This is a genomic window from Enterococcus sp. AZ089 (genome assembly GCF_050547225.1).
Taxonomy (GTDB): Bacteria; Bacillota; Bacilli; order Lactobacillales; family Enterococcaceae; genus Enterococcus_D; species Enterococcus_D entomosocium.
On sequence record NZ_CP172954.1, the window covers coordinates 645,102 to 672,012 of the forward strand.

The 26,911-nt window shown below is 43.9% G+C and carries 21 protein-coding genes; 17 read left to right on the plus strand and 4 right to left on the minus strand.

Annotation, left to right across the window (positions count from 1 at the left end):
* Positions 1-248: 248 nt before the first annotated feature.
* From IGJ01_RS02980 to IGJ01_RS03030, 11 genes are all read left to right on the plus strand, one after another.
* A complete protein-coding gene (locus IGJ01_RS02980; RefSeq protein WP_008377999.1) occupies positions 249-644 on the plus strand; it encodes a DUF7006 family protein in 396 nt (131 codons plus the stop codon).
* Between the two features lie 379 nt (positions 645-1,023).
* Complete coding sequence (locus tag IGJ01_RS02985; protein ID WP_228085392.1) at positions 1,024-1,239, plus strand: hypothetical protein; 216 nt, start codon at positions 1,024-1,026, stop codon at positions 1,237-1,239.
* A 1,194-nt stretch (positions 1,240-2,433) separates the two neighbouring features.
* Positions 2,434-2,802 (plus strand): LPXTG cell wall anchor domain-containing protein, encoded by a 369-nt coding sequence (locus tag IGJ01_RS02990; RefSeq protein WP_301389176.1) that lies wholly within the window; start codon positions 2,434-2,436, stop codon positions 2,800-2,802.
* 12 nt (positions 2,803-2,814) lie between these two features.
* The gene (locus tag IGJ01_RS02995) at positions 2,815-3,639 is read left to right on the plus strand and encodes a WxL domain-containing protein (RefSeq protein WP_430601387.1); all 825 of its coding nucleotides are present in this window, start codon (positions 2,815-2,817) and stop codon (positions 3,637-3,639) included.
* Positions 3,640-3,662: 23 nt separating this feature from the next.
* Positions 3,663-4,589 carry a WxL domain-containing protein gene (locus IGJ01_RS03000; RefSeq protein WP_430601388.1) on the plus strand — a complete coding sequence of 309 codons (927 nt, stop codon included), beginning with the start codon at positions 3,663-3,665 and terminating at the stop codon, positions 4,587-4,589.
* Between the two features lie 92 nt (positions 4,590-4,681).
* A complete protein-coding gene (locus IGJ01_RS03005) occupies positions 4,682-5,746 on the plus strand; it encodes a DUF916 and DUF3324 domain-containing protein (RefSeq protein ID WP_430601389.1) in 1,065 nt (354 codons plus the stop codon).
* A 1-nt stretch (position 5,747) separates the two neighbouring features.
* The gene (locus IGJ01_RS03010) at positions 5,748-8,768 is read left to right on the plus strand and encodes a WxL domain-containing protein (protein ID WP_086316903.1); all 3,021 of its coding nucleotides are present in this window, start codon (positions 5,748-5,750) and stop codon (positions 8,766-8,768) included.
* Between the two features lie 81 nt (positions 8,769-8,849).
* Complete coding sequence (locus tag IGJ01_RS03015; RefSeq protein ID WP_430601390.1) at positions 8,850-10,316, plus strand: HTH domain-containing protein; 1,467 nt, start codon at positions 8,850-8,852, stop codon at positions 10,314-10,316.
* A gap of 27 nt (positions 10,317-10,343) precedes the next feature.
* Positions 10,344-10,823, plus strand: a complete 480-nt coding sequence (gene lepB, locus IGJ01_RS03020) for a signal peptidase I (protein ID WP_086316905.1) — start codon at positions 10,344-10,346, stop codon at positions 10,821-10,823.
* Between the two features lie 73 nt (positions 10,824-10,896).
* On the plus strand, positions 10,897-11,661 hold the full coding sequence (locus tag IGJ01_RS03025; protein ID WP_086316906.1) for a hypothetical protein: 765 nt from the start codon (positions 10,897-10,899) through the stop codon (positions 11,659-11,661).
* 47 nt (positions 11,662-11,708) lie between these two features.
* Entirely contained in the window at positions 11,709-12,872 is a 1,164-nt protein-coding gene (locus tag IGJ01_RS03030; RefSeq protein WP_430601391.1) for a hypothetical protein, read from the plus strand.
* 54 nt (positions 12,873-12,926) lie between these two features.
* Here IGJ01_RS03030 and IGJ01_RS03035 read toward each other — a convergent pair whose 3' ends face one another.
* Complete coding sequence (locus tag IGJ01_RS03035) at positions 12,927-13,376, minus strand: MerR family transcriptional regulator (protein ID WP_086316908.1); 450 nt, start codon at positions 13,374-13,376, stop codon at positions 12,927-12,929.
* 89 nt (positions 13,377-13,465) lie between these two features.
* Between IGJ01_RS03035 and IGJ01_RS03040 the strand changes: the two genes are divergently transcribed.
* Both IGJ01_RS03040 and IGJ01_RS03045 read left to right on the plus strand, forming a co-directional pair.
* Positions 13,466-14,515: a zinc-dependent alcohol dehydrogenase gene (locus IGJ01_RS03040; protein ID WP_254907482.1), complete on the plus strand. Its 1,050-nt coding sequence runs from the start codon at positions 13,466-13,468 to the stop codon at positions 14,513-14,515.
* Positions 14,516-14,943: 428 nt separating this feature from the next.
* A complete protein-coding gene (locus IGJ01_RS03045) occupies positions 14,944-16,422 on the plus strand; it encodes a helix-turn-helix domain-containing protein (protein WP_430601392.1) in 1,479 nt (492 codons plus the stop codon).
* 203 nt (positions 16,423-16,625) lie between these two features.
* Here IGJ01_RS03045 and IGJ01_RS03050 read toward each other — a convergent pair whose 3' ends face one another.
* Positions 16,626-17,792, minus strand: coding sequence for an NAD(P)-dependent malic enzyme (locus tag IGJ01_RS03050; protein WP_429967645.1), 1,167 nt, complete (start codon positions 17,790-17,792; stop codon positions 16,626-16,628).
* Positions 17,793-17,822: 30 nt separating this feature from the next.
* Entirely contained in the window at positions 17,823-19,151 is a 1,329-nt protein-coding gene (locus IGJ01_RS03055) for a 2-hydroxycarboxylate transporter family protein (protein WP_086316913.1), read from the minus strand.
* Between the two features lie 167 nt (positions 19,152-19,318).
* Between IGJ01_RS03055 and IGJ01_RS03060 the strand changes: the two genes are divergently transcribed.
* From IGJ01_RS03060 to IGJ01_RS03070, 3 genes are all read left to right on the plus strand, one after another.
* Positions 19,319-20,848 carry a Spo0B domain-containing protein gene (locus IGJ01_RS03060; RefSeq protein WP_008378028.1) on the plus strand — a complete coding sequence of 510 codons (1,530 nt, stop codon included), beginning with the start codon at positions 19,319-19,321 and terminating at the stop codon, positions 20,846-20,848.
* Positions 20,845-21,537, plus strand: coding sequence for a response regulator (locus tag IGJ01_RS03065; RefSeq protein WP_008378031.1), 693 nt, complete (start codon positions 20,845-20,847; stop codon positions 21,535-21,537). The genes IGJ01_RS03060 and IGJ01_RS03065 overlap by 4 nt, the downstream gene beginning before the upstream one ends.
* Positions 21,538-21,681: 144 nt before the next feature.
* Positions 21,682-22,245: a hypothetical protein gene (locus IGJ01_RS03070; RefSeq protein ID WP_008378032.1), complete on the plus strand. Its 564-nt coding sequence runs from the start codon at positions 21,682-21,684 to the stop codon at positions 22,243-22,245.
* Positions 22,246-22,385: 140 nt separating this feature from the next.
* On the opposite strand, the gene IGJ01_RS03075 is transcribed toward IGJ01_RS03070, so the two are convergent.
* Positions 22,386-23,885, minus strand: coding sequence for a helix-turn-helix domain-containing protein (locus IGJ01_RS03075; RefSeq protein WP_430601393.1), 1,500 nt, complete (start codon positions 23,883-23,885; stop codon positions 22,386-22,388).
* 208 nt (positions 23,886-24,093) lie between these two features.
* Here IGJ01_RS03075 and IGJ01_RS03080 point away from each other — a divergent pair, with 208 nt between their 5' ends.
* Positions 24,094-26,598 (plus strand): VWA domain-containing protein, encoded by a 2,505-nt coding sequence (locus IGJ01_RS03080; protein WP_430601394.1) that lies wholly within the window; start codon positions 24,094-24,096, stop codon positions 26,596-26,598.
* Positions 26,599-26,911: the final 313 nt, after the last annotated feature.

Genomic DNA, 26,911 nt, shown 5'->3' on the forward strand with positions numbered 1-26,911 from the left:
AGTATTTGTTTTTTCTCAAGAGGAAACCTGTGAACTGTTGGTTGGATCAAAAGGGAGAAAATAAACAGTAAATGTAACTAGCAAATGAGTGAATGTGCCATCAATACCTAGAAATGCAGTGTACTTGAGGGGTATCCACGAATGAGAGAGAAAGAAAATAGAAGACATTGATTGGTTGAAGAACATCTACGGTTACCAGAAAGTGTAAACTGGAAACGAACATGCAGATAGATTACGAGGAGGCTAATATGCTGGCAGAAAAGATAGCGGGAGCAGAAGAATATTTGGCGCATTTTCAAACAGAGCTAGAAAAACAAGGGGTGTTACGCTTTTTTCCTAAAATAAATGCCTTTTATCATCGGTTAGCAAAAGAGTTTTTAACGATTTTTCATAGCAAGGAAGAAAACCTGTTTGTTCAGTGGGGCCACTTATTGGCGATTGATGCACAATTGCAAATATTGATGGAAATCAGCAACAATCGCAAAGAGGGATTGCTAGATGACCTTGGGATGAGTGAGGAAGAAGTCATTGAAATGATAGAAAATGACCATAAGTATTTTTACCGTGAGATCACGGGGGCAAAGTTAACGCAAAAACCCAAAATGGGCTTGATTTATTTGAGTGAACACTTAGCGGAGTCCTGAAGTTTTATGTCTAATACGTCGAGTAGACCTGAGAGTTAGGAAAAAAATTGAGATAAATGGGAAACGATGATGTTCAATAGACTATTGGGGAAGTTTTATAGATAGTTTTTTGGAGAAATAAATGGAGAGTAGTAGTGGGGCTAAAAGGATGATTTTCAGGTGGAACGTACCCTTGAGAATGACAGAGAGCAGATGGACTACTCAAACAACGCAGTGGGGAAGGCAATTGGTTGGTCTTCCTTGCTTGAGTAAGAGTTGTTTTTAAGAAACAACAGATTGACCGCTAAAGTCAACGACAAAGGCGAATGTTTTTTTCTCTTCATTAAAATAATTACTGTGTAAGACGTGAAAAAAAGCAAAAAGCGCTTGAAGGTAGGACATGAACGGAATGAAACTTTTTATTATTTTTGCCTCCTTGTCGGTAGGCATATCGGTGGCACAATACGGCATGTATGATTTCTTCCCAGCATATCTGCGATCCTTCGCAGCTGGCTTCAATTGGGGCAAACCATTCTTTTGCTTGGCTATTTCTTTCTGCTGGTTATGTATTTTTGGGTCCAGCGTGGCAGAACAAGGAAAGAGAAGCAATCTTTAGGAGAATGATCAAGAATTAAACAGCAATGATCAGCAAAGAAGCGTTTTTTCATAGGAAGAAATCGCTTGTTTGTAAGCAAAAGTATACATAAATAGTACGACCGAGACGAGCCTTTCGCGGGCTCTTACTTAACATAAACAAATCTGCAGCAAACGTTTGCTTCTTTTGGTGAAACCAAGAAGGGATCGTTTGCTGTTTTTTTGTGCTAACAAATAGGCCTGTTTTCAAATGTCCCGTGGAGAGCTTTTTTCAAGGAAATGAAAAATTCTTAAGGGGGAGGCTGGAAGAATCGATTCGTTCTGTAAATAGTAATCAAAAAATGGATGGCCGAAGAACTACATACGAGAGAGTCAATAAAATGCTTCATGGAGGAATGGCTGATTTAGCCAAGCGGCATTTCAAGGGAGTACCGAAGGATATTAGATAGAGAAGATAAAGCAATGGACAGAGACGCCAAAGTTTTTAGCGCTGCAATAGCTATTGGAGTATGCGTTGGTTTGGCTGCATCTGTATTGGCAACAACAGAGTACCGGGAAAGGGCTGGATAAGTGAAAATGAATGGGAAAGGTGGCGCTCCAAAAGAAGAACCATAGCTGATGATCCGCCAATCGTCGAGGGACCACCCAACTGTTTTCCGTAGAGAAATACCAAACGAGCAGGAGATGACCACTGACAGGCATGCTTCATGTTCTTATCAGTTTAGTGATTCTAAGAAAAACAACATAAAAGAAAGAATACCCGCCAAACGTAACTTGGGGGATCAGATGAAAAGAGAGGAACGTTCTTAATAAGGATAGTCCCCCTCCCTCTTTTTTTACCGTTATTTTATTGTGGCTTTTATAGAATGGAGAACTGCAGGTGCTTTGGAGATTGATATATGATTTTTCTATGGTAACAAGCACTTTGGTAGATGTTAAGGATTTCTCACTTTAGCCATATCCTATGTTGAATAATTTATTTAAAACGGGGGTTTGTTTTTTTATTTAGGCATAGATTTCATCAGCCAGTGAATTTATTGATTTTTCCCGCATCACAAAGATAGCTATAATGAAGTATATCGAGGATAAAAACCAGCGTTTTTGGAAGCCAACTGAAACAAAGATCAATCGACTTTGTTCAAGGTTACCGTCTAAGTAAAGGTGTCTAAAAAAGGGTGGTTTTTAGGCTTGATGATGTCAAAAAGGGGGAGGGAGAATGAAAAGAGCGAGGGGGAATTTTTGGGTCAAGCTGATGATCTTCGCGGCTTTTTTTCAAGTGATCAGTGCTTCGACGATTTTAGTTTCGGCACAAGAGGAGCGTTCCGTCGATACAGAAGGCTCAGTCCAGTTCACGGGTGTCTATGAACCAGACAAACCAGAACCTTCACCACCGACCGGACCGACACAACCTGGCGGGGATGGGGAACGTTTGCCGCAGACGAATACCCGAAAAAGTTCCAGTGCCACGGCACTCGGATCATTGCTGCTATTGATCGCTGGCTATTCAACAGTGAAGAAGACACGCAGGTACCAAAAAGAACGAACAACCTCAAGAACACAAGAAAAGTTGAGTAATAGAGAATAAGGGAATGATCTTATGAGATTTTTGCGATTTGCAACGAGCACCGTACTTGCCGCAACCCTTTTGACTGGTGGGATCCAAGGGACCGCCGCTGAAGTAAGAGTCGCTGAAACCGATGGGCAAGTAAGTTTTGTGCCCAATGATCGAGAACCGACGGAAGTGTTACCGCCTGATCCAGGACCCGATGGCCCCGATGTGGAGATACCGCCGATCGGACCAGATGGACAAACAGGACCATTGACGATCGCTTATGCGCCGACTTTGGATTTTGGTACCCAAGAAATCTCCAACCGAGATGCCGTCTATTCGATGGTGGCAGAAAAGCAACAATTAGCGGATACCCAAGGGGAAGAAAACAAAGTACCGTATGTTTCCTTCGCCCAAGTACAAGATACCCGTGGGTCAAATGCTGGCTGGCGTTTGACTGTAGCACTAAGTGCGTTTGAATCAGGGACGCAACACAACGAACTGCGAGGGGCACAAATCATCTTTGCCTCACGAGAAGTTGACTACAATAGCCACAACCAAGAAAACGCACCGGCCGCACATGAAGCAGGCTTGCGTTTGGATGCCAATGGTTCAGCACAAGCTGTTCTGACTGCTGATGCCGGCAAAGGGGCAGGCACTTCATCCGTCGTTTGGGGCTACCAAGATGAGTTGAATGCGCAGGTCCAAGCCCAGGCGCCGGTGGTTCGCAATGAGGCGATCCAATTGTTCGTCCCGGGAGCGACTGCTAAAGATGCAGCCTTGTATGTGGCGACTTTGACGTGGCAATTGACGACCACTACCTCGCAATCAGGAGAAACAGTTCCAACGGCGCAAGCCGATGAAACAAACTAAAAGAAAAGAAAGAAGGAATAAAAATGAAATGGATTCGATTAGCAACAGTCGCAACACTGACCTCTACGATCTTCGCAGGCGGTGTACAAGCAGTAGCAAATGATGAACCCACACCGAACCAAGAGCCGAGTGGAGAAAGACGTCGTCAGAATACAGAAAATAATATTGAGTTCCGAGCTGGTGATGGGGAGAGCGTAGAGGTCGTTCCTCCTGTACCGTATCCACCAGTAACAATCGTTGATCCAGATCCACCAACCGGACCGTTAACGATTGCCCATGTACCGAAAAAATTTGATTTTGGCATACAAAGAATTTCAACTACTAATGAATTTTATCCAATAATCGCTGAACAAGAAAAGCTTGTCACCGGTGATGATGAGGGGGAGGAAATCTCAAGAGATAATGGCGAAGAGGTAAGAGTACCATTTGTATCCTTTGCACAAATCGTTGATACTCGCGGATTAATTGATTCACAGTGGGAACTGAATCTTGATTTAACAGAGTTTACTACATCAAGCGGGAGTAATTTGAGAGGGGCTTATTTAGAACTCCTTGAACCAACTATTGTTCACAATGGGGCTACTGAGGAAGAGCTGCAGGCACTGCCTGATGACCATGAGGATAAGGATTATTTACTGCAATTACTTCCTAATGCCTTTACCACACCAAACGAATTAGGAAACCAGAGTTTGATTATCCCTGCAAACTCGACCAACGTTCCAGTGATGTCTGCTACCGATGGGCAAGGGCAAGGTGTATCGTCAATTTACTGGGGGGATCAAGAAGAATTAAATGCTGCTCACGAGTCAGAAACAGATCCAGTTTTGAATCATGCTATTCGCCTGCATATCCCGGGAACGGCTACACCACAAGCTGCTGAATATACGGCAACACTAACTTGGCATTTAACAAGTGCGATGGATGCCAATGGTGAAACAGTGCCAGACTAAGACGACTAATCTTCAAAGCAACGCAACAATAATGTGAAACAACTGGCAGGAGTAGACCGTTATTCCTGCCTTTTTTGGAAGGAGAAACAACAGTGATTGAACAACCAACAAACCAACGCTGGCTGCGGCTTTTGACTACAATGATCGTGCTATGCTCATTGATTGCTTGGCCGACACCAGTACGAGCAAATGATGACATTGAATCAGAGTTGAATTTTTTTGTAACCCCGATATTCCCTGACAGTCAGATCGAAGGCGGTGCTAGCGGTTATTTTGATCTGAATTTAGGCGCAGGGGAACAAGAAGAATTGCAGTTGCGCGTCCAAAATACATCGGAAGAAACCATCGACGTCGAAGTATCGGCTCATACTGCTTTCACGAATGTCAATGGGGTAGTAGAATACGGTCGTGATGCCGAAGCTCCTGACCCGACATTGCCTGCCTCGATTGCCGAATTGATTGAAGCACCAGGGGTCATCACCTTAGAAGCCCAAGAAGAACGGATCCTTACACTGCCTCTGACGATGCCTGAGGAAGAATTTGATGGGATACTGGCAGGGGCGATCCGAGTAGAAGAGGTCCGCGATGCTACGGCAACGGAGTCAGAAACAGAAGGCATCGGGATTCGTAATGAGTTTGCCTTTATTTTAGGAGTCGTCGTAAGCAATAACCGCTCGTCAACGGATCCGGGACTTGAATTGCTGGACGTTTTTGCCAGTCAAGTCAATTATCGGAACGTGATCAGTGCCAAGATTCAAAATTACACACCGACTTTCGTCAACCACATAGAAATTGATGCTGAGGTTCGTGCCAGCGGCAGCGACACCGTCTTGTATGAAACCCAGCGCACAAGCATGCAGATGGCACCAAATTCGCAGATGGATTTTCCGATCCCGCTAAATGGCGAGCGTTTCCGTCCGGGAGACTATGTCCTGACTCTGACGGCCCGTTCACAAGGGGAGGAATGGCATTGGGAAGAGCCCTTCACGATTGCGGCTGCTGATGCGAGACGTTTAAATGAGGAAGACGTGACATTGGAACCAGAAACCAATTGGTGGCTGATTGGCGGAATCGCCGCACTTGTTTTGTTATTGATCATCGTTGTTGTTTTAATCATTAACAAGAAAAAAAAGACAAAGGAAGGTGGGGATCAGTAAAATGAAAAAGAAAACACTAAAGATAGTACTATCACTTATGGTAGGACTATTTAGTGTTTACTTGTTTTTTCCGTCTATTCGTGTGTTCTTTTTTGAACCACTACATGCATGGCAAGGAAGAGAAGGTACGTTAGGCGAGGTGTTCACTGGATCTTCTTTTGAAGAATCTTTAGAGGATCAAGAGGAGTTGGTGGTTTCTTTTCTGGAAGAAATCCAGCAAGCCTATGTTGGAGAAGTGTTTCCGATCATGTTTTTAACAAACCGCCCACTAACAAGCATCGACATCCAGCTGCCTGCAGCCACGATCATAGAAGAAACATTTTTAATGGAAGAAATAGTGATCACCCAAACCGAGGATCCCGAGCAATGGCTTCTGAACTCCGAAGTGCCGTTGACGTCGTTTAGTCTACCACTGACAATAGAATCCGTAGGTACTTATGAAATAACGGTAGCAGAGACAGTGTTTACCTTGAACGTGGAAGAAAGAAAATCCGGAGATGAGGGGGAGAGGCCCCCTATGGAAACGGACGACCACCCGATTGGCACTAACTTAGCAGCGGATCCTGTCACATCAGATGGTTCATTTTTTGATGACATCGAGGTGGATGAAGGCAATCTTGATCTTTTGGAAGATAGGCGAAGAGAACAAGAAGTAGGCTCCTGGCTAGAATTTTTAGAAGCTGTCATGGACCCAGAGGTGAATCATATAAAGTTGATCGACAGCTTTGAATCTAGTGATAATCCGATTGAAGGTATAGCTTCAGGCGTATCAGGAAGTACAATTAATATTTCGAGTGGAGACTCGTATGTCTATATCAGCCAACCGGGAATCTCAAGAACTCTTATTATTGATGGACAAGGAAAATACCAAATTGATTTTCGTGCGGTTGCTGTTGGCTTCTTGGATAGTACGATGGTACCAGAATCTCCTTGGGATATTTCGTATCAAAATATTACCCTTTATCATGGGAATTATTACGGACCTATGAACGTTACTACTTTGGGTGTTAACAATCAAGCCATATCGACCATGCGGTACCATAATGTTGAAAACATTGGGAATCAGCTTTTGCATTCCGTTGGTACAACCGCAGTGCTTTCAGGAAAGGTTACCTCACATCAAGCACGAAGCTACCGTTCGACTTTTAATGAAAATTGGCAGATCAATGCTTGGAATCAAGCAAATTTTGAAGTCCATCGACTTTTGATCAGTCCCAATGCAGAAGTAGAATTGTCGACCATCAGTTCAGGAAATATATTTTATCATGGTTTGAATCATCCAGAACTGGTTATTGGAGAGAATGCCAAAGTTTCCATGAAAGCAAATTTTGAAGGGACTAGAGGGGAAGCCGATGGTGTGAATGTCTATTTTGGAAATGGTGGTGGGAATCTGACTGTTGGCAAGGGAGCAGAATTAAAACTTGACACTCAGATCAACGCCTCTGCGATTTCCACACTTCATGGAAACCATACCATCGATCTCTTGGAAGACAGCAAAGTGCATATCCAATCCTTAGAGAATCGAAGCCACACGAATGGATGGAATTGGAATATTCTTTCATTTCAAGGAGGCAACACCCATATCAATCTAAAGGAACGTAGTATGTTAAAAATTGATGCGGAAAATCAACCCAACTTATCGGCACATGTTGTTGGCTTCTGGGAACCTCAAAACAGTATCACTGTTGGTAAAGATGCTATTTTAGATATTCGTTCGGACAGTCGCAATGATTCTCAAAATTTGATCTTTTTTGGAAATCTTTCGAAGTTGACGTTCAATGAGGCCCGAAAGGTCAATTTAGAACGAACGGCGCCGCTTTCTTTTAATAACGGAAGTTTGATCAACTTAAATGGAACCAATGAACTGGAAATCGAATTTCAAGGAATCAAACAATGGCAATACGGTGAGTTTGATGAGGTGCAGTCTACCCATGAGTGGATGCCTTTGATTCATATGAGTACCAACCTTACTTGGATCAATCCAACAATCAACAGTGTCGTAACTTTGGATCCAACAGTGGAACAAGGGGTACGTAGTCATTTTTCGACTCATAGCCAACGATTGCTTTTCGAGCAAGTTTCTGAAGTTGAAATAGAGTTGAATCCATTAACGGAAGATCCGACCTTATCAAATTCTCGGATCATCTCTGGAAGAGCAAATCCCAATAGCTATATTCGTTTTGAGCGGGAAGCATTTATGCCCGAACCAAATCCTTCCCTTGGTACTGTAACGGATCCAGATGGACGCAGAGAATTCTTTCACGTCCAAGCTGATGAAGAGGGAAACTTTCAGTTTGATTTATCCGAATTTCCAAACTTCCAACATTTTCGTCACGAAGAGCTAGTGACAGCCGAGGCGTTTTTGAATGGGAGATGGGGAAAGGATTCGGTGATTGTAGAGAAAATCGACATTGTGGACCCGCGGGATCCTTTTCGCCCGGATGAAACGGTCGATCCTGTGAATCCTCCTGTTTTGCCAGAAAACCAGGGATTTGTCAGCATCGACTTTATTTCTCAATTCGATTTTGGAGAAGTACCAATTCTTTCAAGTACCACTCGATATCCCGCAAAGCCGCAGGCGTTGCGGGAAGTTTATGAGGATGTGCATGAAGGGGACCGTCCCAATTATATCCAAGTATCGGATCGGAGGGTCGCTACTACTGGTTGGACACTGAGTGCTCGCTTATCTGAAGAGGGTTTTGTGGGTACGCATGATGAAAGGCAACGACTAAGAGGGGCAAGCGTTTATTTGTCAAATATCCATATGGTAACCACTGGTTCGAATGAGTCGGAGACGCCAGACTATCAAGAAGCCATTGAACTTATTGCAGGTCAAAGTAAAACCTTGGCTTCGGCTCAAGAGAATCATGGTGGAGGGACGTGGATCCAACATTATGGCTCAAGTGAAACAATGGAAAACAGTGTGGAACTGGAAGTCCCGATTGGTGCCAACCCCCAAGCAACTGCTTATCGCGGCACGATTTATTGGGAATTAAGCTTTGTTCCGAGACCTGAGTCATAAAAGTTTGAATAAGAAGGAAGCAGAAGCTGCTGGAAGTCGCCTGCAGCTTCTCTTCTTTCGAATGTGTGGGGAGGTGAAACGATGAGAAACAAGCCGTCTTTATTGATGAACAGTTTATTTTCAATGACGTGCAAGCGGCAATTGACGATTTTGCGGCAGTTGGAATGTTGCGGTCCTTTAAGTGGGAAACAGCTGGCACATGCTTGCGGCGCTTCTCGGCGGACGATTATTTCAGACATTGAGGAACTGCGCCAACTCTTTGGGGCTTCGACGATCCTCGCATCTGCCAGCAATGGTTATGAATTGATGATCCAAGAATTGGCAGAGTATCAGGAAAAAAAGCGAGCATTGTTGGCGGATGACCCGAATCTGTTGTTTCTGCATTTCTTGTGTCAGCAAGAAACGGCGATACCGGAAAAACTTGTTGCGATCACCGGATTAGGCAATCAAACCTTTTTGAAACAATGTCGTCAGCTTCAGACCTTGTTCGCTGCTTATGAACTGACCTTGAATAAAAAGCAGTGGTGCCTAGAAGGGGCAGAAGGAAACATACGGTATTTCTATAAAGCCTTTTATTTTGAAGAAGAGGAACAGCCCTACCAAATCTTTGAGCAGCTGGCTGAAACGTTGATACTGCGGTATCGTCCGTCCTTGCCGATCGATCCAGTGGTTTCGTTGCAGTGGACGAAGGTCTTTCTTTTACGGGCGCAACAAGGTGGACGCTTGGAAGAAAATTGGGAAATGGCTGACTTTTGTCGGTTGTTTCTAGAAAAAACGGGTTTTGTCATCGAAGGCTTGGAGGTCTGCAGGTCCTTGTCGCAGCAAGAACGGTGTGTCCTATTGTTTTTGATGATGGCAGATGAAGGGGTACTTTCGTTTTTATTGAAACATCCGTGGGTCGAAGAAACGGTGCCCTTTGATCCAATCGATAGCTTGCGAGAGACGTTTCCTAAGCAAGCAGAGACATTGAGAGAAGATCGCGTATTCGTGCAAGTGACGTTAGCAGTCATGTTACTGGATCGGCTCTTCCATGTGCCACCTCCTTTGCTGCGGGATCGTCAAAAGCCAGAAGTGTCTGGTATTGGAAAGCCGAAGGCACTTTCTAGCGCTGCTTCTCACCATTTGCTGACAATAGGCGAGTCCTATCTAAAGAAGCAGCAGTTAAAAAACAACCAGCTGATGATCACCTATCATTTGTGTGGAAATGAGAAAATCAAAGGCTGGATCAAACAACGTCTGAGTGATTGGCTGGCTGCCCAAGGAGTGGATGTTGTCGTCGAGACTACGAGTGAGCTGTCGATTTTCACCGCCCGCCAGGTGGTAGTCACTGATCAACCGCTCTTTTTGCTGGAATTGGAACAGCCCATCTATCGGTTGGAACGACCGATTGAGCCAAATTCCATTGAACGTCTCGGCAAGGCGATTTTAGCCGATTTTCTTGGTCAATGTAAAGGCTCTGTTCCTAGTGAAGAGCTTCAAGCAGCGTCTGCCTCTCGCAAAAACGGTAGAGCCAACGGTAGAATCAGTCAAACGTTACGTACGACGTAAAATTATGGTAGAGGAGCAACAGGTATCATGGGTCGATTCCAAAAACAATTGGTACTTCGTGTGTTGGGGATAAGTTGTCTGCTACTGCTGCTGTTCTATTTCTTTTCAAACTACAAAATGGCTCGTGTCAGCGGTGATTCGATGGCCCCCATTATTCAAAACAACGAGTTAGTCGTTATTCAAAAGAATCAGTTGCCGCATCGTTATGATCTCATCGCTTTTGAGCATGAAGGGCTGCTGATCGTAAAACGAGTGATCGGGGTTCCTGGGGATTCCTATGCGCGCAGTGGCAATCGTTTGCTATTGGGTGCATCAGGGTCCTATTATGATTTTTCCTATACCTTTACACTGACGCAAGAAACGGCGAGGGAATTGCCGGTCGGAGGCATCTTGCAGCCAGGAGAGTATTTCGTCGTTGGGGATGCGATCATGCACTCGATCGATAGTCGTGAATTTGGTATGGTGACGAGCGAGGCCCTTCGTGGGGTCGTCTTGAATTTCTTTTAAGGATTCAACGAGGTCAGTCAGCGTGTCTGTTTGAAAATCGAGGCTCAATTATGGACAAAAGATGGAAAGGGGGATGTCCGTGAAGATTGTTTATGTCAGCATACTGCTGCTTTGTTTTGTGGCAATCGGGGTGCTTGCTCAACGGGGATACCTCGAAATCTTTGTTCGAAGACTTGAGCGACGAACAAAGATGACGGAGTTGGAAAAAAGAAAACTGGCTTTTTTTAAGCATAAGATTCGTAATGAACATCCGTTAGCGTTACTGATGGTGAGTGGTCTGTTTCTTATGAGTTTGCTGCTTTTGACTTTTACTCATGTTTCCATACATGCGCAAAGCCGCAGGATAGCAGAGGAAAGGGAGCAGATGAAACAGGAAATCTTACATTTACAAAAAGAACAGATGGAAGGGACGCAACGACCGTTATCGGTGTACCCGTCTGCAGGTCTCCCTTTTGAAAATCTTGCTTGGCAGACGCTGCTGATGGCGGATGATCGAGAAGCGCGTTTTCAGCTAGAAGAAGAATTTGGGACGCAAGTGACGCCTTTTTTAGGACCGACAGTCGTGCTGATCCATATTGACCAACCGCTGCAAGAAATCACCCTAACGAGTTCAAGTCATTTGAACTCTTCTGCGGACTTTCCTGCTTGGGAAGCTAATTTGCAGCGAATCATCGATGATCTATCGCAGGCGCAAGGCGTGAAACGGTGCCATTTCGTGTTGCAAGTAGCAGATACGCCCGATACGTCATTTGAACAAACGATCGTCCGCAATGCTCAGGGACAGTGGCAAGTACTCAACCGAAAAGAGCTTGTCCAAGCTTCAGACACGGGAACTTAGAATGAAACAATCAAAAGAGTTATTGACGAAAGGGAGGGATTCAAGGGATGAGTAAGAAGAAGGGACGTGGGTGGTTTTCTGCTCAGACGCTATTCGACGAAATGAACCAAGTGTCATTGAAAGAATTAAAAGGATTTGAAGAAACGTATGAGAAAGAAAACAGAACCGCTGAGACAGCTGTTGCCAATGGACCGTCGAAAGAAGCCTTCGCCGATACCGCAAAAAAGAAAGCTACTAGCAATGATCAAGAAATGACGGGTACCAGTAGTAAACCCCAAAAAGGCAAAAAACAAGGGCAACGAAGTGGACAGGCGCCGGCACCTTCTCCTTCAGTACAAGCGGAACTAGAGGAACGATTGGAGCCAGAAGGATCGCCTAAGCACTCGACGCAACTCTGGTCCTCAGAAACTGGCATGCCACATCCTGTAAGCAGTAAAGGGAAGAGAAAGCGTAAAAGCACCAAAAAGCGTAATGAAACTGTCAATGCGCCCTTGCCTGGCTATCAAGAAAAACGCTCTTTTGAAGCGTTTACCGAGGAAGCGAACGGGGAGCAGATGGAGCTGGCGCCTGTCTCACCAGCAGATATGAGCTTTGAACAAACCCATCAAGAGTTAGTGTTGGCACGAACGAGAATCACAGAACTTGAAAAGCGGCTCCATGCAGAAACCTTGCATCGCTCACAGTCGGATATCCAGCAAGTGAAAGAAAAAGCGATTTTTGAACGCTTGGATTGGGCAAGAGAAAAACAATGGTATGAAAGCAAAGCCCAAGAACAAAAACAGCTGCTGCTCCAAAAAGAAGAGGTCATCACAAATTTGGCTAACCAACTCGCTGAAAAAGAAGCACAGCTGGAGGAGCAGGCTCGAGGCCCTCAGGAAGAAGAAGCCGCTGCGCTTCGCAAAGCGGTCAATGAGCTGCAAAAAGAAAACCAAGAGTTACAAAAAGAAAATCAGCAGTTTCAAGCGGAGATGCGAGAGATCTTGCTGTTTGCTAGAAAGAAAGCAGACCGGACACTTGAAGAAGCGCAGGTTGAAGCAGAACGGATGATCTACAACGCTGAAATGCGCTTGAATATCGCCCATCGTACGGCAAAAGAGATCCTTGATGAAGTGAGCGATACGAAAGAGAACATGAATACTCTCTTTGATTATTTGTATGAACAAGTCTATTCACTAGCAGACAAGCAAGTATTTGAAAAGTACCAAGAATAGGTTTGCTTCGGATCACTAGAAGCAGGCAGATAGTCCTGTGAACGTTACATAACGTTAGCGCTCTTCGCTTTGGGCGGTGATCGCTTGAAACTTTTCTTTGTTTCTCAACGACATTTTGATTGGGAAATGGATTTGTTCTGTACCGGCTGCGATCGCTGATTCATAATACCAGCACTTATGGTCGATCAACGCCATCGATTGCTGCAAAGCGTCTATCTGCGCTTGCAGCGCTTTTTTTTGTTCAAGAAACATTTTATGGCGTTCTTGCAGCGAGTCATCACCAAGGCGTGTCAATTGTGCATAATCTTTGATCTCTTTAATGGTCATGCCTGTTTCCTTCAGACATTCGATCAATTCCAGCATCTCAATTTCGGTATCTGAAAATAAACGGTAGCCAGATTCTTTGCGCGCTAACGTCGGCAAAAGGCCTTCTTTGTCGTAATAGCGGATGGTTGACGTGGGGATATTTAAGGCTTTCGCAACTTGGGATATCGTATAGGTCATTTTTTTCACTCCTTAACGTTGACTTTAAAGTTAACTTTAATGTTAGTATGACAGTAAGCAAAGGAAAAAGCAATGAGGAGGAAACAGAGATGACAGAAAAAAACATGAAAGCTGCTGTATTAAAAGGACCAGAAACGATCGAGGTCAAACAAGTACCTGTGCCGAAAGTGGAAGAAGGACTGATCGAGATCCAAGTTTCAGCTTGCGGCGTCTGCGGCAGTGACGTGCATATGTGGCAAGCAGGGAAAGGTTGGGGCAAAACAGGGGAGTCCGATTTTATCATGGGTCACGAGTTTTGCGGTGTCGTGACGGATGCAGGCGATAGTTCCTTTAAAATCGGCGATCGCGTTGCTTTTTGGGCCAATCTTTATTGTGGGAAATGTGATATGTGCCAAAAAGGGCAAGAGCATTTGTGTCGGGAAGTAAATGGCACCAATTATATCGGCTTTGTCTGCAATGGCGCCTATGCCGAACGGTTTGTCGGAAAAGCGTCCAATGCTTATAAATTGCCAGATACAGTTTCAGATACAGCAGCTAGCTTGATTGATCCCTTGATGGTTGCCTATCATGCCGTCCGTAAATCCAATATTAAGTTAAATGACAAAGTCTTGGTTTCTGGAAGTGGGATCATTGGGCAATTGATTGGCGAATTGGCCAAAAAAGCTGGGGCTTCTTATGTGGCCATGTCCAAAATCAACGATACAAAAATTGAGAAAGCCAAGGAATTGGGAATCTTTGATGACTACTTTGATGCCAAGGATCCAAAACGTGGGGAAGTATTGAAAGACGCCTCTGCTGGTGGATTCGATTTGATTTTTGAAGCAGTCGGTTCCAGCAGTTCCTTAGCGACGTGCATTGAGGCTGCTCGTCCTGGTGCAACGATCGTGGCGATCGGAAATTCCGTTGCTCCCGAAATTCCTTTTTCATTAAATCGGTTGGTCTTGCAGGAAATCAAGCTCATCGGCAGCGTTTCATGCACCCGCCAAGAGTTTGAACAAACGATCGACTTGATTGCTAGTGGCATGATCGATCCCACAAAATATATCACGGATGAATACCCATTGGAAAAACTGCAAGAGGTGCTAGAACGCCAAACGTTAGAAGATGATCCATTGGTCAAAGCGGTTGTGAGGTTTTAAATCCGATCCAGAGAAGAATACCAAATGAAAATCGGGCACCGAGTATTGAACAAACATAGAATGATAGCTGATTCTGCTTAACATCTACGAGGTGTTAAGCTTTTTTATTTGAATCTGCAATAGAAAATCTGTTGCGCACAGGCAAAAGGTTGTGTGTATACATGGGTGTCAGCACTTTTCTTATTTGTCGCGTGTCGCAGTGCTATCATTTGATCCAGGAAAAGAATGGTGCTTGCCTTGCTATGGATTGAAAGAAAGCCCGCAGCAAGTTCAAAAAAGCAAAAGCGAACTTTTCTGACAATGGATGTTTCGTGCCACATCTTATGTTTTTAGAAAGAAGTTCATTTGACGTAGCGAAGAAAGGGGTTTCTGTTGTATGGTAGAATGAATAGAGCCAAGTCAGAAAAGGAAATGAGTGAAGAGATGGCATGAGGGAACTTCAGATGTCTTTTATTACAAGTCCGAGTACAAAGCGTTGGATGCAGATATTAACGATTATTGAACGAGAACAAGTTTTTAAAGTTGGGATTCTTTCTGAGCGATTGGCTATTTCTCAGCGGACATTGGTGAAAGACCTACGCTTGATCAAAGAGCATTTTGGCGAATGTATTGAATTGGTATCAGGTAATAGCGGATTTCATTTCGAAGAACGAAATCGTGTTCTCTTTAAAGAAAAAAAAGAGCAGCTATTAAATCAGGAAGTTTTATTTGAAATCATTGGGAACATTTTTTATGGAGAAGTAGTTGATCTGAATGAATTGGCTTATCGATACAATTATGCGGAAACAACATTACGAAGGTTTATTGCACGTGTGCAACCAGCCTTAAAAGAGTATGGACTTTCTCTAAGTTTCACACCGGTTACTTTGGTAGGCGATGAAGCAAATATTCGTAAATTCTTTTTTGATTTTTACTATGTAGGTGAGCCCACCCCCTATACGATCAGACCACCAGAAGGCCTGCATCATGTAATTCTAAAGGGACTTTCTGATAAATTGGGAAAATATGAAGTAGGGACTGGCTTGACGATCTCGGCTTTTTATTCACTGCTGTATATAACGATTGTACGGGCGCAAAAGGAGCACTATGTTTCGATTCCTGACTGGGCAAAAGAGCTTGTCTATCAAGAAAATGATTTTAAATTGCTAGAGATTCTGAAAGAAGTCATTTTCAAAGAGTATGGGGTATCTTTACCCAAAGAAGAACTTGCTTGGCTTCACTACATGATTATATGTACGCGGACAATCAATCAATACGATCGAGAAAAAACTTTTCTAGCTCGATTTAATTTCTGGCCAGAAGTGAAGCCGATCGTAAAAGCGTATTTTGCTGGTGCCGAATTTAAGGGCTGGGATCAGTCACTGCTAGAAGATTATCTAATCTCCTTTCTGGTGTCTAGAAAACTTAATGAAGTGATTTGTCCATCTTTGAACAAGCGACAAGCTGAAGAAGTCGCCTCAATAAAAACATACCATCGAGAGTCTTACTACAAAAATAAAGCATTTTTGGAAAAGTACAAAGAAGAGTTAGCTTTTGCGACAGAATTTATGGAAGATATTGCTATCAGTTTTACAACGGTAAGTGATTTACTACGCGACTATTATCAACCGAAAAAAAATATTTTGTTTCTTATAGAAGGGGACTCAATGGTCGTTCAAATGATTCGACTACAAGCAATTCGGCTCTTTGCAAAAAAGTATCAAGTCATTTTTCTTTCATTGCACGAATTAACAGAAGAACGATTAAAAGCGGACCAGAAGGTTTTGATCGTCACAAATTATCGTCCCTATATCCTGGATTATGGTTTGACGGATGATTATATCTTGTTAAGTAGCATACCAACGAAGAAAGATTGGGAGCGTGTGATTTGTCGATTGTATCCTCAAACTAAAGAGTGCCCTCTGTGAAGTGAACCAAGTGAAGCAATAGTGAATGGGAAGTTAGGGAGTATTTTTTCGGACTGTCTTCTGGGAGGAAACTTTCGATTATCTGTAAAATCCGACACAAAAATGTACCGACTAGTTTTCTTAGTCGGTACATTTTTGTAGCTATTTTTCATTTTATTGGTATCAAACAACTAGCGCTGCAGTCACTAATGATACCAATCTATTTAATCTTTTTTCCCCGCATTCTTCACGCTTTCTGCCACGACTTTAGCGACATCAGGCTGAAACGCATCTGGAATGATAGTGGTTGGAGTCAATGCTGATTCGGGGATCAAACTAGCGATCCCTTGTGCTGCTGCGATCTGCATCTCGATCGTGATGTCTCTTGCTCGAGCGTCTAATGCGCCTCGGAAGATTCCCGGAAAGGCCAAGACATTATTGATCTGGTTAGGGAAATCACTGCGACCAGTACCGACGATAAAGGCGCCAGCTGCTAGTGCCTCATCAGGGAAAATCTCTGGCGTTGGATTCGCCATAGCAAAAATCACTGGTTTTTCTGCCATCGTTTTGATCCACTCAGGGTGCAGCACACCGGGAGCTGAAACGCCTACGAAGACATCTGCTCCTTTGAGGGCATCTTCTAGTGTTCCTGTTAGATGTTGACGATTGGTGACTTTGGCAATTTCTGCGTGATGGGGCGCAAGTTCATGGTTCGTTTCTGAAATGATCCCTGCTTTGTCGACAACAGTGATGTGTCTGATGCCAGCAGCCAAAAATTTTCGGGTAATGGCAAGGCCAGCAGAACCACCGCCGTTGATCACGATTTTGACCTCTTCAAAGGATTTGTCGATCAGCTTCAGGCTATTGATCAAAGCGGCTAATACCACGATGGCAGTTCCGTGCTGGTCATCGTGGAACACGGGGATCGGTAATTCTTCAATCAAGCGTCGTTCGATCTCAAAGCAGCGAGGGGCGCTGATATCTTCTAGGTTGATCCCACCAAAGGTTGGTGCGATCGCTTTGATCGTTTGAATGATTTCTTCGGTGTCTTGCGTATCTAGGACGATCGGAATCGAATCGATTCCGGCAAAGCGCTGGAACAAGGCCGCTTTGCCTTCCATGACCGGCATAGCTGCTTTGGCACCGATATTGCCCAAACCTAACACCGCTGAGCCATCGCTGATCACGGCGACAGTATTTTTCTTAGTGGTCAAGGTGTAGGCGAGTTCTTCGTTTTCAGCAATTGCTGATGAAACAGCTGCGACTCCTGGGGTGTAGGCGATACTTAAATCTTCTTTTGAATCAATAGTGACTTTAGAAACGACGGCTAATTTGCCCCCATTTTCCTTGGCTTGTTTCATAGCTGCTTCTTTGACATTCATCGTTGACATTCTTGATTTCTCCCTTCCGATTTCAAACAATTAAAATAATAGTCGTAAAAGTGCGGTCATTGAGATAACCGTGATCGCGCCACCCAAACGTGTAGCTACTTGGGCAAATGGCATCAAATTCATGCGGTCGGCGGTACTTAAGATCGCGACATCGCCGGTTCCACCCATTCCGCTTTGACAAGCAGAAACGATGGCTGCTTCGATGGGGTACATGTTCATAAAGCGAGAAACGATAAATCCCGTGGCAATCACAGTGAAAACAACGCTAATAACGACTAAAAAGTATTGCCAGGTCAGCATACCGACGACATCTTTCAAAGGAATATAAAGCAGTCCTAATCCTGCCATGAGTGGAAATGTAAAGTTACCAGAGATGAATTTGTAAAGCTGTTTTGATCCTTTTTGTGTTTCTTTTGGTACGACATTCAAGTATTTCAAGAAAGCGGCTGCTACGATCATGAGAACAGGTCCAGGAAACCCAGTGACGTGTTCCAGCAAACCGCCGAGAATAAAGAGCGTACAAGCGGTCAGCACACCGGCACCCATCAATTTGACGTCGATCGGTGATTGATCTTCAACCAACGCATCTTTCAAATCATCCCCATCACTCATTTTGACGAGTTGGCCTTTTCCTGAAAGCTTCGGTTTTTGTTCCCCTAAGCGAGTCAACAAGCCAGTACAAACGATCGCGAAAAAGTTGCCGATGATAGTGGCTGGAATCAACTGACCGACCAATTGCTCGCTACCTAAACCAGTGATGGCACTATAGCCTAAGGAAAGTGGTAAGATTCCTTCCCCAATACCGCCGGCTAAAACAGGAGTCACAATAAAGAACAAAGTGTGTTTCCAATCTAGCCCTAACAGGACACCGACAAGGGTACCTACGCCCATCGCTAAGACCATGCCTAACATCATAGGAATGATCATTCGCATCAACCCTTGGACTAAGATTTTGCGATTCATACCTAAAATGCTGCCGCAAACCAGGCAGGCGATATAGAAATAAAGGAAGTTTGCTTGCTTCATTAAGATATTAGTTGATTCCAATACGTTTTGATTGATGAGATTAAAAAAGACCAGGATTGACGGAATCAACAAAGAAAAAATAGCGGGACCACCAAAATTCTTGATGATGGGGATGTTGGCACCAATCGTTCCTAATAACCAGCCTAAACTTAGGATAACGGCGAACCCCCCCAACATATTGACAGGCAGTTGCTGTAGAAAAGCAGTAATCAAGATAATGGCAGACATTACCAGATAGACGGGCAAAGGAACGGAACCAACATAGAAAGACCACCACTTTGCTTTGGTTTGCTTTTTTTCAACAACGGGTTGTTTTGCGACGACTTGTTTCATTCAAATACCTCCTTTGGATGTTTCCAGTATAAGGAAGCGCTCACAAACAAAGAAGATTATTTAACTAATTTAATTAAATACAACTTAAAAAAAGACCTTCGGAAAAAGATTCCTATGTTAAAATGAGCGTGTAATGAACGCTTATTAGCAATTGAGGAGGAACGACTATGCGAGAGCGGCCAGTTCGGCTGTGGGTGCTGTTAGTAGGAATTTTTACCAGTACCTTATGTATCGTTCTAACATTATTTTATGTACTGATGATGATGGAACAAAAAGAGCAAATGCACCGGGATGAAGAAACGCTGCTGCTATCGATCGGTCGTCAGTTAGCATCAGAAGCGGAGGTCAAGCAAGCACTGCGGGAAAAGAAAGCCAGTCCCCAGTTGCAATCATATACCAATGAATTAGCAAAAAATTATGGGTTGGATTTTATTGTTTTGATGGATCAAGACGCTATTCGGATCACGCACCCAGACCCTGAAAAGATTGGTCAACCTTTTACTGGTGGCGATGAAACACCGGCAATTGAAGGCAAGGAGTCTCTCTCCATTGGCAACGGCACCTTAGGACAGTCCTTACGTGGGTTCGTTCCAGTGAAAGAAGATGGAGAACAACTTGGCGTCGTGGCATTAGGGATTAAAATGACTTCACTGCAATCGCTAATCTTACTATCGCAAAAAGGCTATCGGAAAGCATTGTTCATCAGTTTGCTATTAGGCGGGGGGATTGCATTATTCGTGGCATTTTATTTGAAACGACAACTGCATAATCTGGAACCGCAAGAAATCTCACGTTTGTTAGAAGAACGCAATAGTATGCTGGAAGAAACCAAGGATGTTGTTTTTGTCTTAGACTTAGCGAAGAACATCTTGCTGGCAAATCGAGCTGCCACGGCATTGCCGCTTGCTACTGCATCAGAAGATGGCTTGGTTGGCCAATCCCTGCTAACGATCTTGCCTGCTTTGCAGCACGTCGATTTTGACAAGAAGCAAGAGCGGTTAGTACAGCAAGAAGGGCAGGACTATGTCTTTTCATCGGCGCCGATCATCGTGAGAAATCAGCAGATAGGGCATATTATTTTTCTAAGAAATGCGACAGAGTCTTTATTTATTGCGGATCAGTTGGCAAATACGACAGCCTATGCGACGGCACTGCAAAGTCAAGCCCACGAATTTATGAACAAGCTGCATGTCATCTATGGTTTGGTGGACTTAGAAGCCTATGAAGAGTTGACGATCTATTTGGATGATATTTTGAAACCAGAGAAAGAATTTGCTCATCGGCTAGCGATTCTTATTAAAAACCCTTTGTTGGCAGGGTTTTTGATTGGCGAGCGGCAAAAATTTTTAGAAAAGAAATGCCAGCTGTTGTTAGAAATTTTTCCAGAGATTCCCCAAGGGGCCGTTGCACATGAAACCAAAGTCTTATTAAACCTTTATCAATATATACATCATCTTTTGCTGCAAAAGCATTTGACTCAAGAGGTATTTATGAAAATCGAGTACCAAGAAAATCAGTTGCAAACGAGTTGGCAGCTAGCGGAAGAAATGTTGACACCCGCGGAACAAGTGACTTTACAGCAAGTAGGCTATTTTCAGCAATTACTGCATGAAGTCAATGGGACGATCACTTTTCAGGAAGCGCAAGGCGTCCTAGAAGTGACGATCACGAATGATTATCGGAAGGAGCAGCTATGAAAGCCAATATTTTGATTGTTGAAGACGATCCGATGGTTCAATTTATTCATCGCAGCTATTTAGAACGTTTAGCGGTTTTTGAGCGAATTTTTTCGGTGGAAACAGTGGAAGAAGCACAAGAAATGTTGCAAAAAGAAACCATTGAGCTGCTCTTGCTGGATATCCATTTGAAAGATGGCAATGGCTTGGAGCTGTTGCAAACATTACGGGAACAACAACAGGCTGTGGATGTGATCATGATCACGGCGGCCGATGAAACACGATTGATCAGCCAAAGCCTACATTTGGGGATGTTGGATTATTTGATCAAGCCGTTTTCCTTCGAACGATTTGCCCAAAGTATCCAAGTATTTCAGCAACGACGGGAAAGCCTCAAACATCCACGGATCGCTCAGCAACAAATCGATCTGCTGCTGCAGGGAAACCAAAAAAGTCCGTGGATCGAACTAGAAAAAGGGTTGACAGAAGACACGCTTCAGCTGATCCAAGAAACGATTCGTACCATCAAACAGCCATTTACAGTCCAAGAATTGGCGCAAGCTTGCGCATTGTCCCATGTATCGGTAAGAAAGTATGTCGCCCACTTAGAAAAGACCAAAGCCATTCGCAGTGAAAATGTGTATACAAAAATTGGGCGTCCGTATAAACAGTATTTTTTGACATATGCAGAAAAGCAGACAACGGATTGAAAAATGAGCTCTCATTATCAGCTGCGATAAATGCATTTAATAATCAAAATACGAGTATTTTTCTATTTTTGTTAAGATTTTATGATTATTATTTCAATTAAACCTATTCTTTATTAGACTGATTGATAAAGAAGGAGGAATAAAATGAATAAAAAAACACTGATTTTACCAATAATCTTAGTTACTTTAACAGGGTGTGGGGCTCAAAATGAAGACGACATAGCACAAGCAGATACGGTTGAAGTGCCAACGATCACTCTCGCTGCAATCGAAGAAGCACAAGAAGCTTGGGCTGAGAGCATCGTAGCTATTGGGGAAGCAAGTACGCAGAGTGAGGAAGCTGCAGAAGAACAAGCTAAAGAAACCCTTGATACGTTGTATGCATTTGATGAAGGAACAGTCCTTTTTAAACCGACGAAAGCTGCTGAAATTCCTTTCCGCTCAACAAAGGAAGAAGCCTTGTCTTATTTCGTTGGTGGTGATATTGAAGAAGACAGCGGGTTTGCTTTAGAGCCGTGGACAAATGTACGCTTTGACAATCACGATACGATTCTAAATGGTGATACAGCACTTTCTTCAGGAAATTATTATTTTACATCCGGTGAGACCGGAGAAGAGGTAAAGGTCGAATATACATTTGGGTATATGTTGGATGAAGACGGCAACGTTCGAATCCAGTTGCAACACTCGAGTGTTCCTTTTCGTTAAAGGAACTAGCAACAGATTTAACTATTGGTTGTATAAAAGTAATACTGTATTGAATGAATGAAACAAAACGAGACGACGAAGTACCTACTTTCATTACTTCGTCGTCTCGTTTTGTTGGAGTGATTTGAGCAGAGCAATCATTATTTTTGCGATTGGAATACTTCAATCGCCTGATGAATTGCTAACAAATCAGGGACGGTGACTTGTGCATTGATCAATAGGACCGGTGCTTTTTCATAGGTTTCAGACAATGGAGTGGTGCTTAGACAGAGATCGTAGTCGTCGTCGACAAACTGATCACGAATATCAAGGTTGTAGAACCCTTGAAAGGGCGCTTTGATCAGTTCTCTGATGGTCAGCGAAATCGCCAGCGGCAAGTCTGTTTCCAGTTTGATCTTGATTTTCTGCTGAAAAGTAGCTGGCGGCAAAATCAGCGTCCACGCCATAGCGACATGAAGAGAAAATCCGCTTTGTTTCAGCGGCTCTTTTTGGTATAACGAAGTTTTTATCACTAGCTTTTCGGCTTGCTTTTGCAAATCAGGAAAATGTTCTGTTAAAAACTGTGCAGTATTATAGCCGGCTAATGTATGGTCGACCGGTCCAAACAATTCGACAGTCAAAAGCCCATTCAAGAGGGTATTCACGATCCTACTTTTGCAAGGGCGGGTCAACTCGGATTTTGGTGCGAACGCGGTCATCGACCAGAGAAGTTTTTGGATGCTCGTCGTTGGTTTTTTTGGGGAAAACGCAGCGTTCAGTTGCGCATCGGCAAACGTTCGATCGAGATTCGATGCTAGCCATAGAAAACAAAAGCGGCGTTCATTCTCATCAAGAAAGAAGTGTTCCGCTAGTTCTGACGATAAATGGTTGTAGATGGCGGTCTCTTCATCAATCAGGGATTGAAACAGGGAAAGATCTTCCCCAATCAAAGGGGCTTCGATCGCTACTGCTTCTGCTGAAATCCGTTGTCCTTTGCGAAACCGCAAAATAGTGACAGCCAAAATGTATGTGGTCATTTTCAATTCGATCGGGTTAAAGGGAATCTGATTGTTTTGGTAGAAGTCTTGTGCGATGGTTTCACATTTTTTCTGGGAAAGACCAGTAAAGGGCCAATGCAGACCGGCAAATGTTCGCCAAAAGAAGACCATCATAAAGTAGCGGATACGGGCTTCGCTGCCTACGAGTCGAACCGTCCCTTTTTGCTTTTGCAGCTGAAATCCCAATGGAGCAAGCAGTTTTTGCAACGCATAGATTCGTTTACGAACGGTTGATTCGGAGAAGTAATGGTCAGCGGCGAATTGGATCAAATTGATCTCATTTTGCAGCAAAAGGGTTTCCAGTAAATAAAAAAAGGGATTCGCTTCCAGCAACTGCCGACTCAATCGCTTGTAGTCTCGCTTAGTCCCAATGAAGGATAACCCAAAGCCATGTTTGGCAACCAAAAGCGGTGAGGGATCGTCTTGTAAGGAAAGCGAGCGTTTGCTTAAAGTGTCGAAGCTTTTTTGGATGGAGCGGCGATCCAAAGCCAACGCTTGACTGATCTCTTCAATGGGAACAAAACGTTTTTGAAGATACAAAAACCGCAACAAGTCGATATCTCTCTTGAGAGTGTGTCCAAAAAATGGATAAAACCGTTCCATAATTCAAGCTCCGTTCTAAAGGTTTCTCTATGTACTCGATTCTCTTATGATAGCACAAAAAACGTGATTTTTTTGTAAATGAAATCAGCAATTTTTTGTCTCCTTTTCGCAGCAAAACCTTCTATACTGTTTTCTGACAAAGACTCGCTTTCCTCAGCATTCATGGATCTGCTGAGGAAAGCAGTGCGGAAATAAAGGAGCGAAAGTGATGAAACACAAAAGAGGTTGGCAAAAGCATGCAGGGATTTTTTTCCTATTGTTGATGGGGGTTCTCATGGGCAGTCTGACTGTAAACAGTGAAACCACCACGTATGATTTTGACTATCAAACTGATGCGACCGGACAGTATTTGACAAATGGAACGGCGCAAGGAGATACGTACAACTACAAGTATGGACAGGCGCCGGGGGTTGCTTTTGATGAAGAGAACTATGTCAATTATGCAGATGAAGCTTATCTGAAAAAAAGTGTCAAAGAAGCTGCGGACCAAGGACTATTTGATGTAACGTTAGCTGTCAAAGGCAATCAGACCAGTACCCCTGTTGATCTGGTCATGGTGATCGATTATTCTTCCTCCATGACTGGAGAAAAATTAACCAACGCCTTGTTGGGGCTGCAACAGTTTGGAAATGAATTAGCTGATTCGCTAGCGAATGGCTCCATTCGGATCGGGATCGTTGCCTACAATCGAGAAGTTTACACTACCAACGGTTTTTCTACCGATATCGCCTACTTGGAACAATTTCTGCGTGAGACGGCCGAATCCCATTCTGGAACTTTTATGCAAAAAGGCTTATTGGCTGGACAACAACTGTTACTGGAAGAAAGTCGTCCAGAAGCGGAAAAGCTGTTTATTCATGTCGGTGACGACAGTGCTAATCGTAGTTATTTGCCAGTAGATGAGGCAGCGGTTTATCAAAATACCGGCGCAATCAGTGACTATAACGGTTATCACACGGAAAGCTATATTGAAGAATTTCAAACGTCAGCCACTGCTTACCATACGACAAGTAAAAATCCATCAGATTCGCAAGCCATTCCTGTTAGCAACACTGTGGTGACAGACGAGACCCTTGGCACGATCGTCGCGCTTAAAAAATCTGGTTTTACCTATTATTCGGTAGCAACGGCGCCTTCCGCACGAGGGGAATACATTGGGCGCAATCTGGCGTCTGCACCGAGCAATTACTTAACAACGGATGAAAACCTGAGCGGATTGGGTTCAGCATTGACAGAAATCGCCAATCATATCGATAAAACCATCCCTGACGGGACGATTACAGATCCGATGGGTGAGGGCATTCTTTTGCAAGGGGCAGGTAATTTTGATGCTGATCAGTATCAGTTAGTCGGATGGCGCAAAAATGCGCAAGGAGAGTGGGTCGAAGCGCCGGAAGTTGCAACTGGAGTAACCGTTTCTGAAAAGGATCAGACTATTACCGTCAGTGGGATAGCCTTAGGTGAAAATGAAAAATTGACCTTGACCTACCAAGTTCGCTTGAATACGGAAGCCCCAGATTTTAAAGGAGAGGCGTGGGTGTTGTGCAATGGCCGTACGACCTTAACACCAGCAAGCGATGATGAAGCGTTGGATTTTCCGATACCTTCCATCAAGGCACCCAATGTTTCCCTTGCTGTTCTCAAAAAGTGGGTCAATGTCTCAGCAGCTGAGATTCCAGACCAAATCGATTATCAAGTCAAAAGAACCACCACTACGGCAGCAGACAGTTGGCAGCAGTCAGACCGTTTGACCCTTGAAAAAGCCAATGATTTTCAAGCATCATTAACAAAGATACCCGTTGCTGGTCAAATGGCAGACTTACCAAAATACAACAATCAAGGGGAAGACTTCGTGTATCAGGTTGAAGAAATCAATATCCCCGACGGCTTCGAAAGCAGTGTGACGACTGAGGGAGATACCCTTGTAATCACCAATACAAAAAAAGAAACCGAACCAAGTACGACGGAGCCAAGTACAACCGAGCCAAGTACCACGGAACCAAGCACAACCGAACCAAGTACAACGGAGCCAAGCACAACAGAACCAAGTACGACGGAGCCAAGCACAACCGAGCCAAGTACAACGGAGCCAAGTACAACGGAACCAAGTACGACGGAGCCGAGTACCACGGAACCAAGTACCACAGAACCGAGTACGACGGAGCCAAGTACAACGGAACCAAGCACAACCGAACCAAGTACAACGGAGCCAAGTACCACAGAACCAAGCACAACCGAACCAAGCACAACAGAACCAAGTACAACGGAGCCAAGTACCACAGAACCAAGCACAACCGAACCAAGTACAACGGAACCAAGTACGACGGAGCCGAGTACCACGGAACCAAGCACAACAGAACCGAGCACAACCGAACCAAGTACAACGGAGCCAAGTACCACAGAACCAAGCATTACCGAACCAAGTACAACGGAGCCAAGTATCACGGAACCAAGTACCACAGAACCAAGTACGACCGAGCCAAGTATAGCAGAACCAAGTACAACGACCACAAACCATGACGGTGCCACGCTAGTAAATCCCCATGAGAGCCAGTCTACTGAAACAAGTGCTAGTAGCGAAACCACGAAATCTTCCAGTCAAGAAAAAGCAAAGGCTCTTCCTCAAACGAATGAGCAACGAGCTGCATGGCTGGTGATTCTAGGCGCAATCATGGTAGGCGGTGTGTTTACAAGAGTACTGAAAAGGAAATAGGAGTTAGCTCTAACTTATAATTCTATAAAGTCAGCTAGACAAGTGTCTAGCTGTTTTTTTGTGCTTTAGGCAGTTGAAATCGGCGCTGTTACTAAAAAAGCTGCGGCTTATTGGTGAGTACAGCTAGCAATTTATAAAAGAGAAACAATAAACAAAAACGTGTCTGAATTATTTAAAATAACATCTAATATTTACCGTTGAGAGCCCGCAGAACAAATGATTCTTTGCGGAAAGTCAATATTTTTGCACCCTCGTGTGCAAATGCTGGATAAAAAATAGGTGGTAATTTTGTTAGAATCAAACAAGAAACATT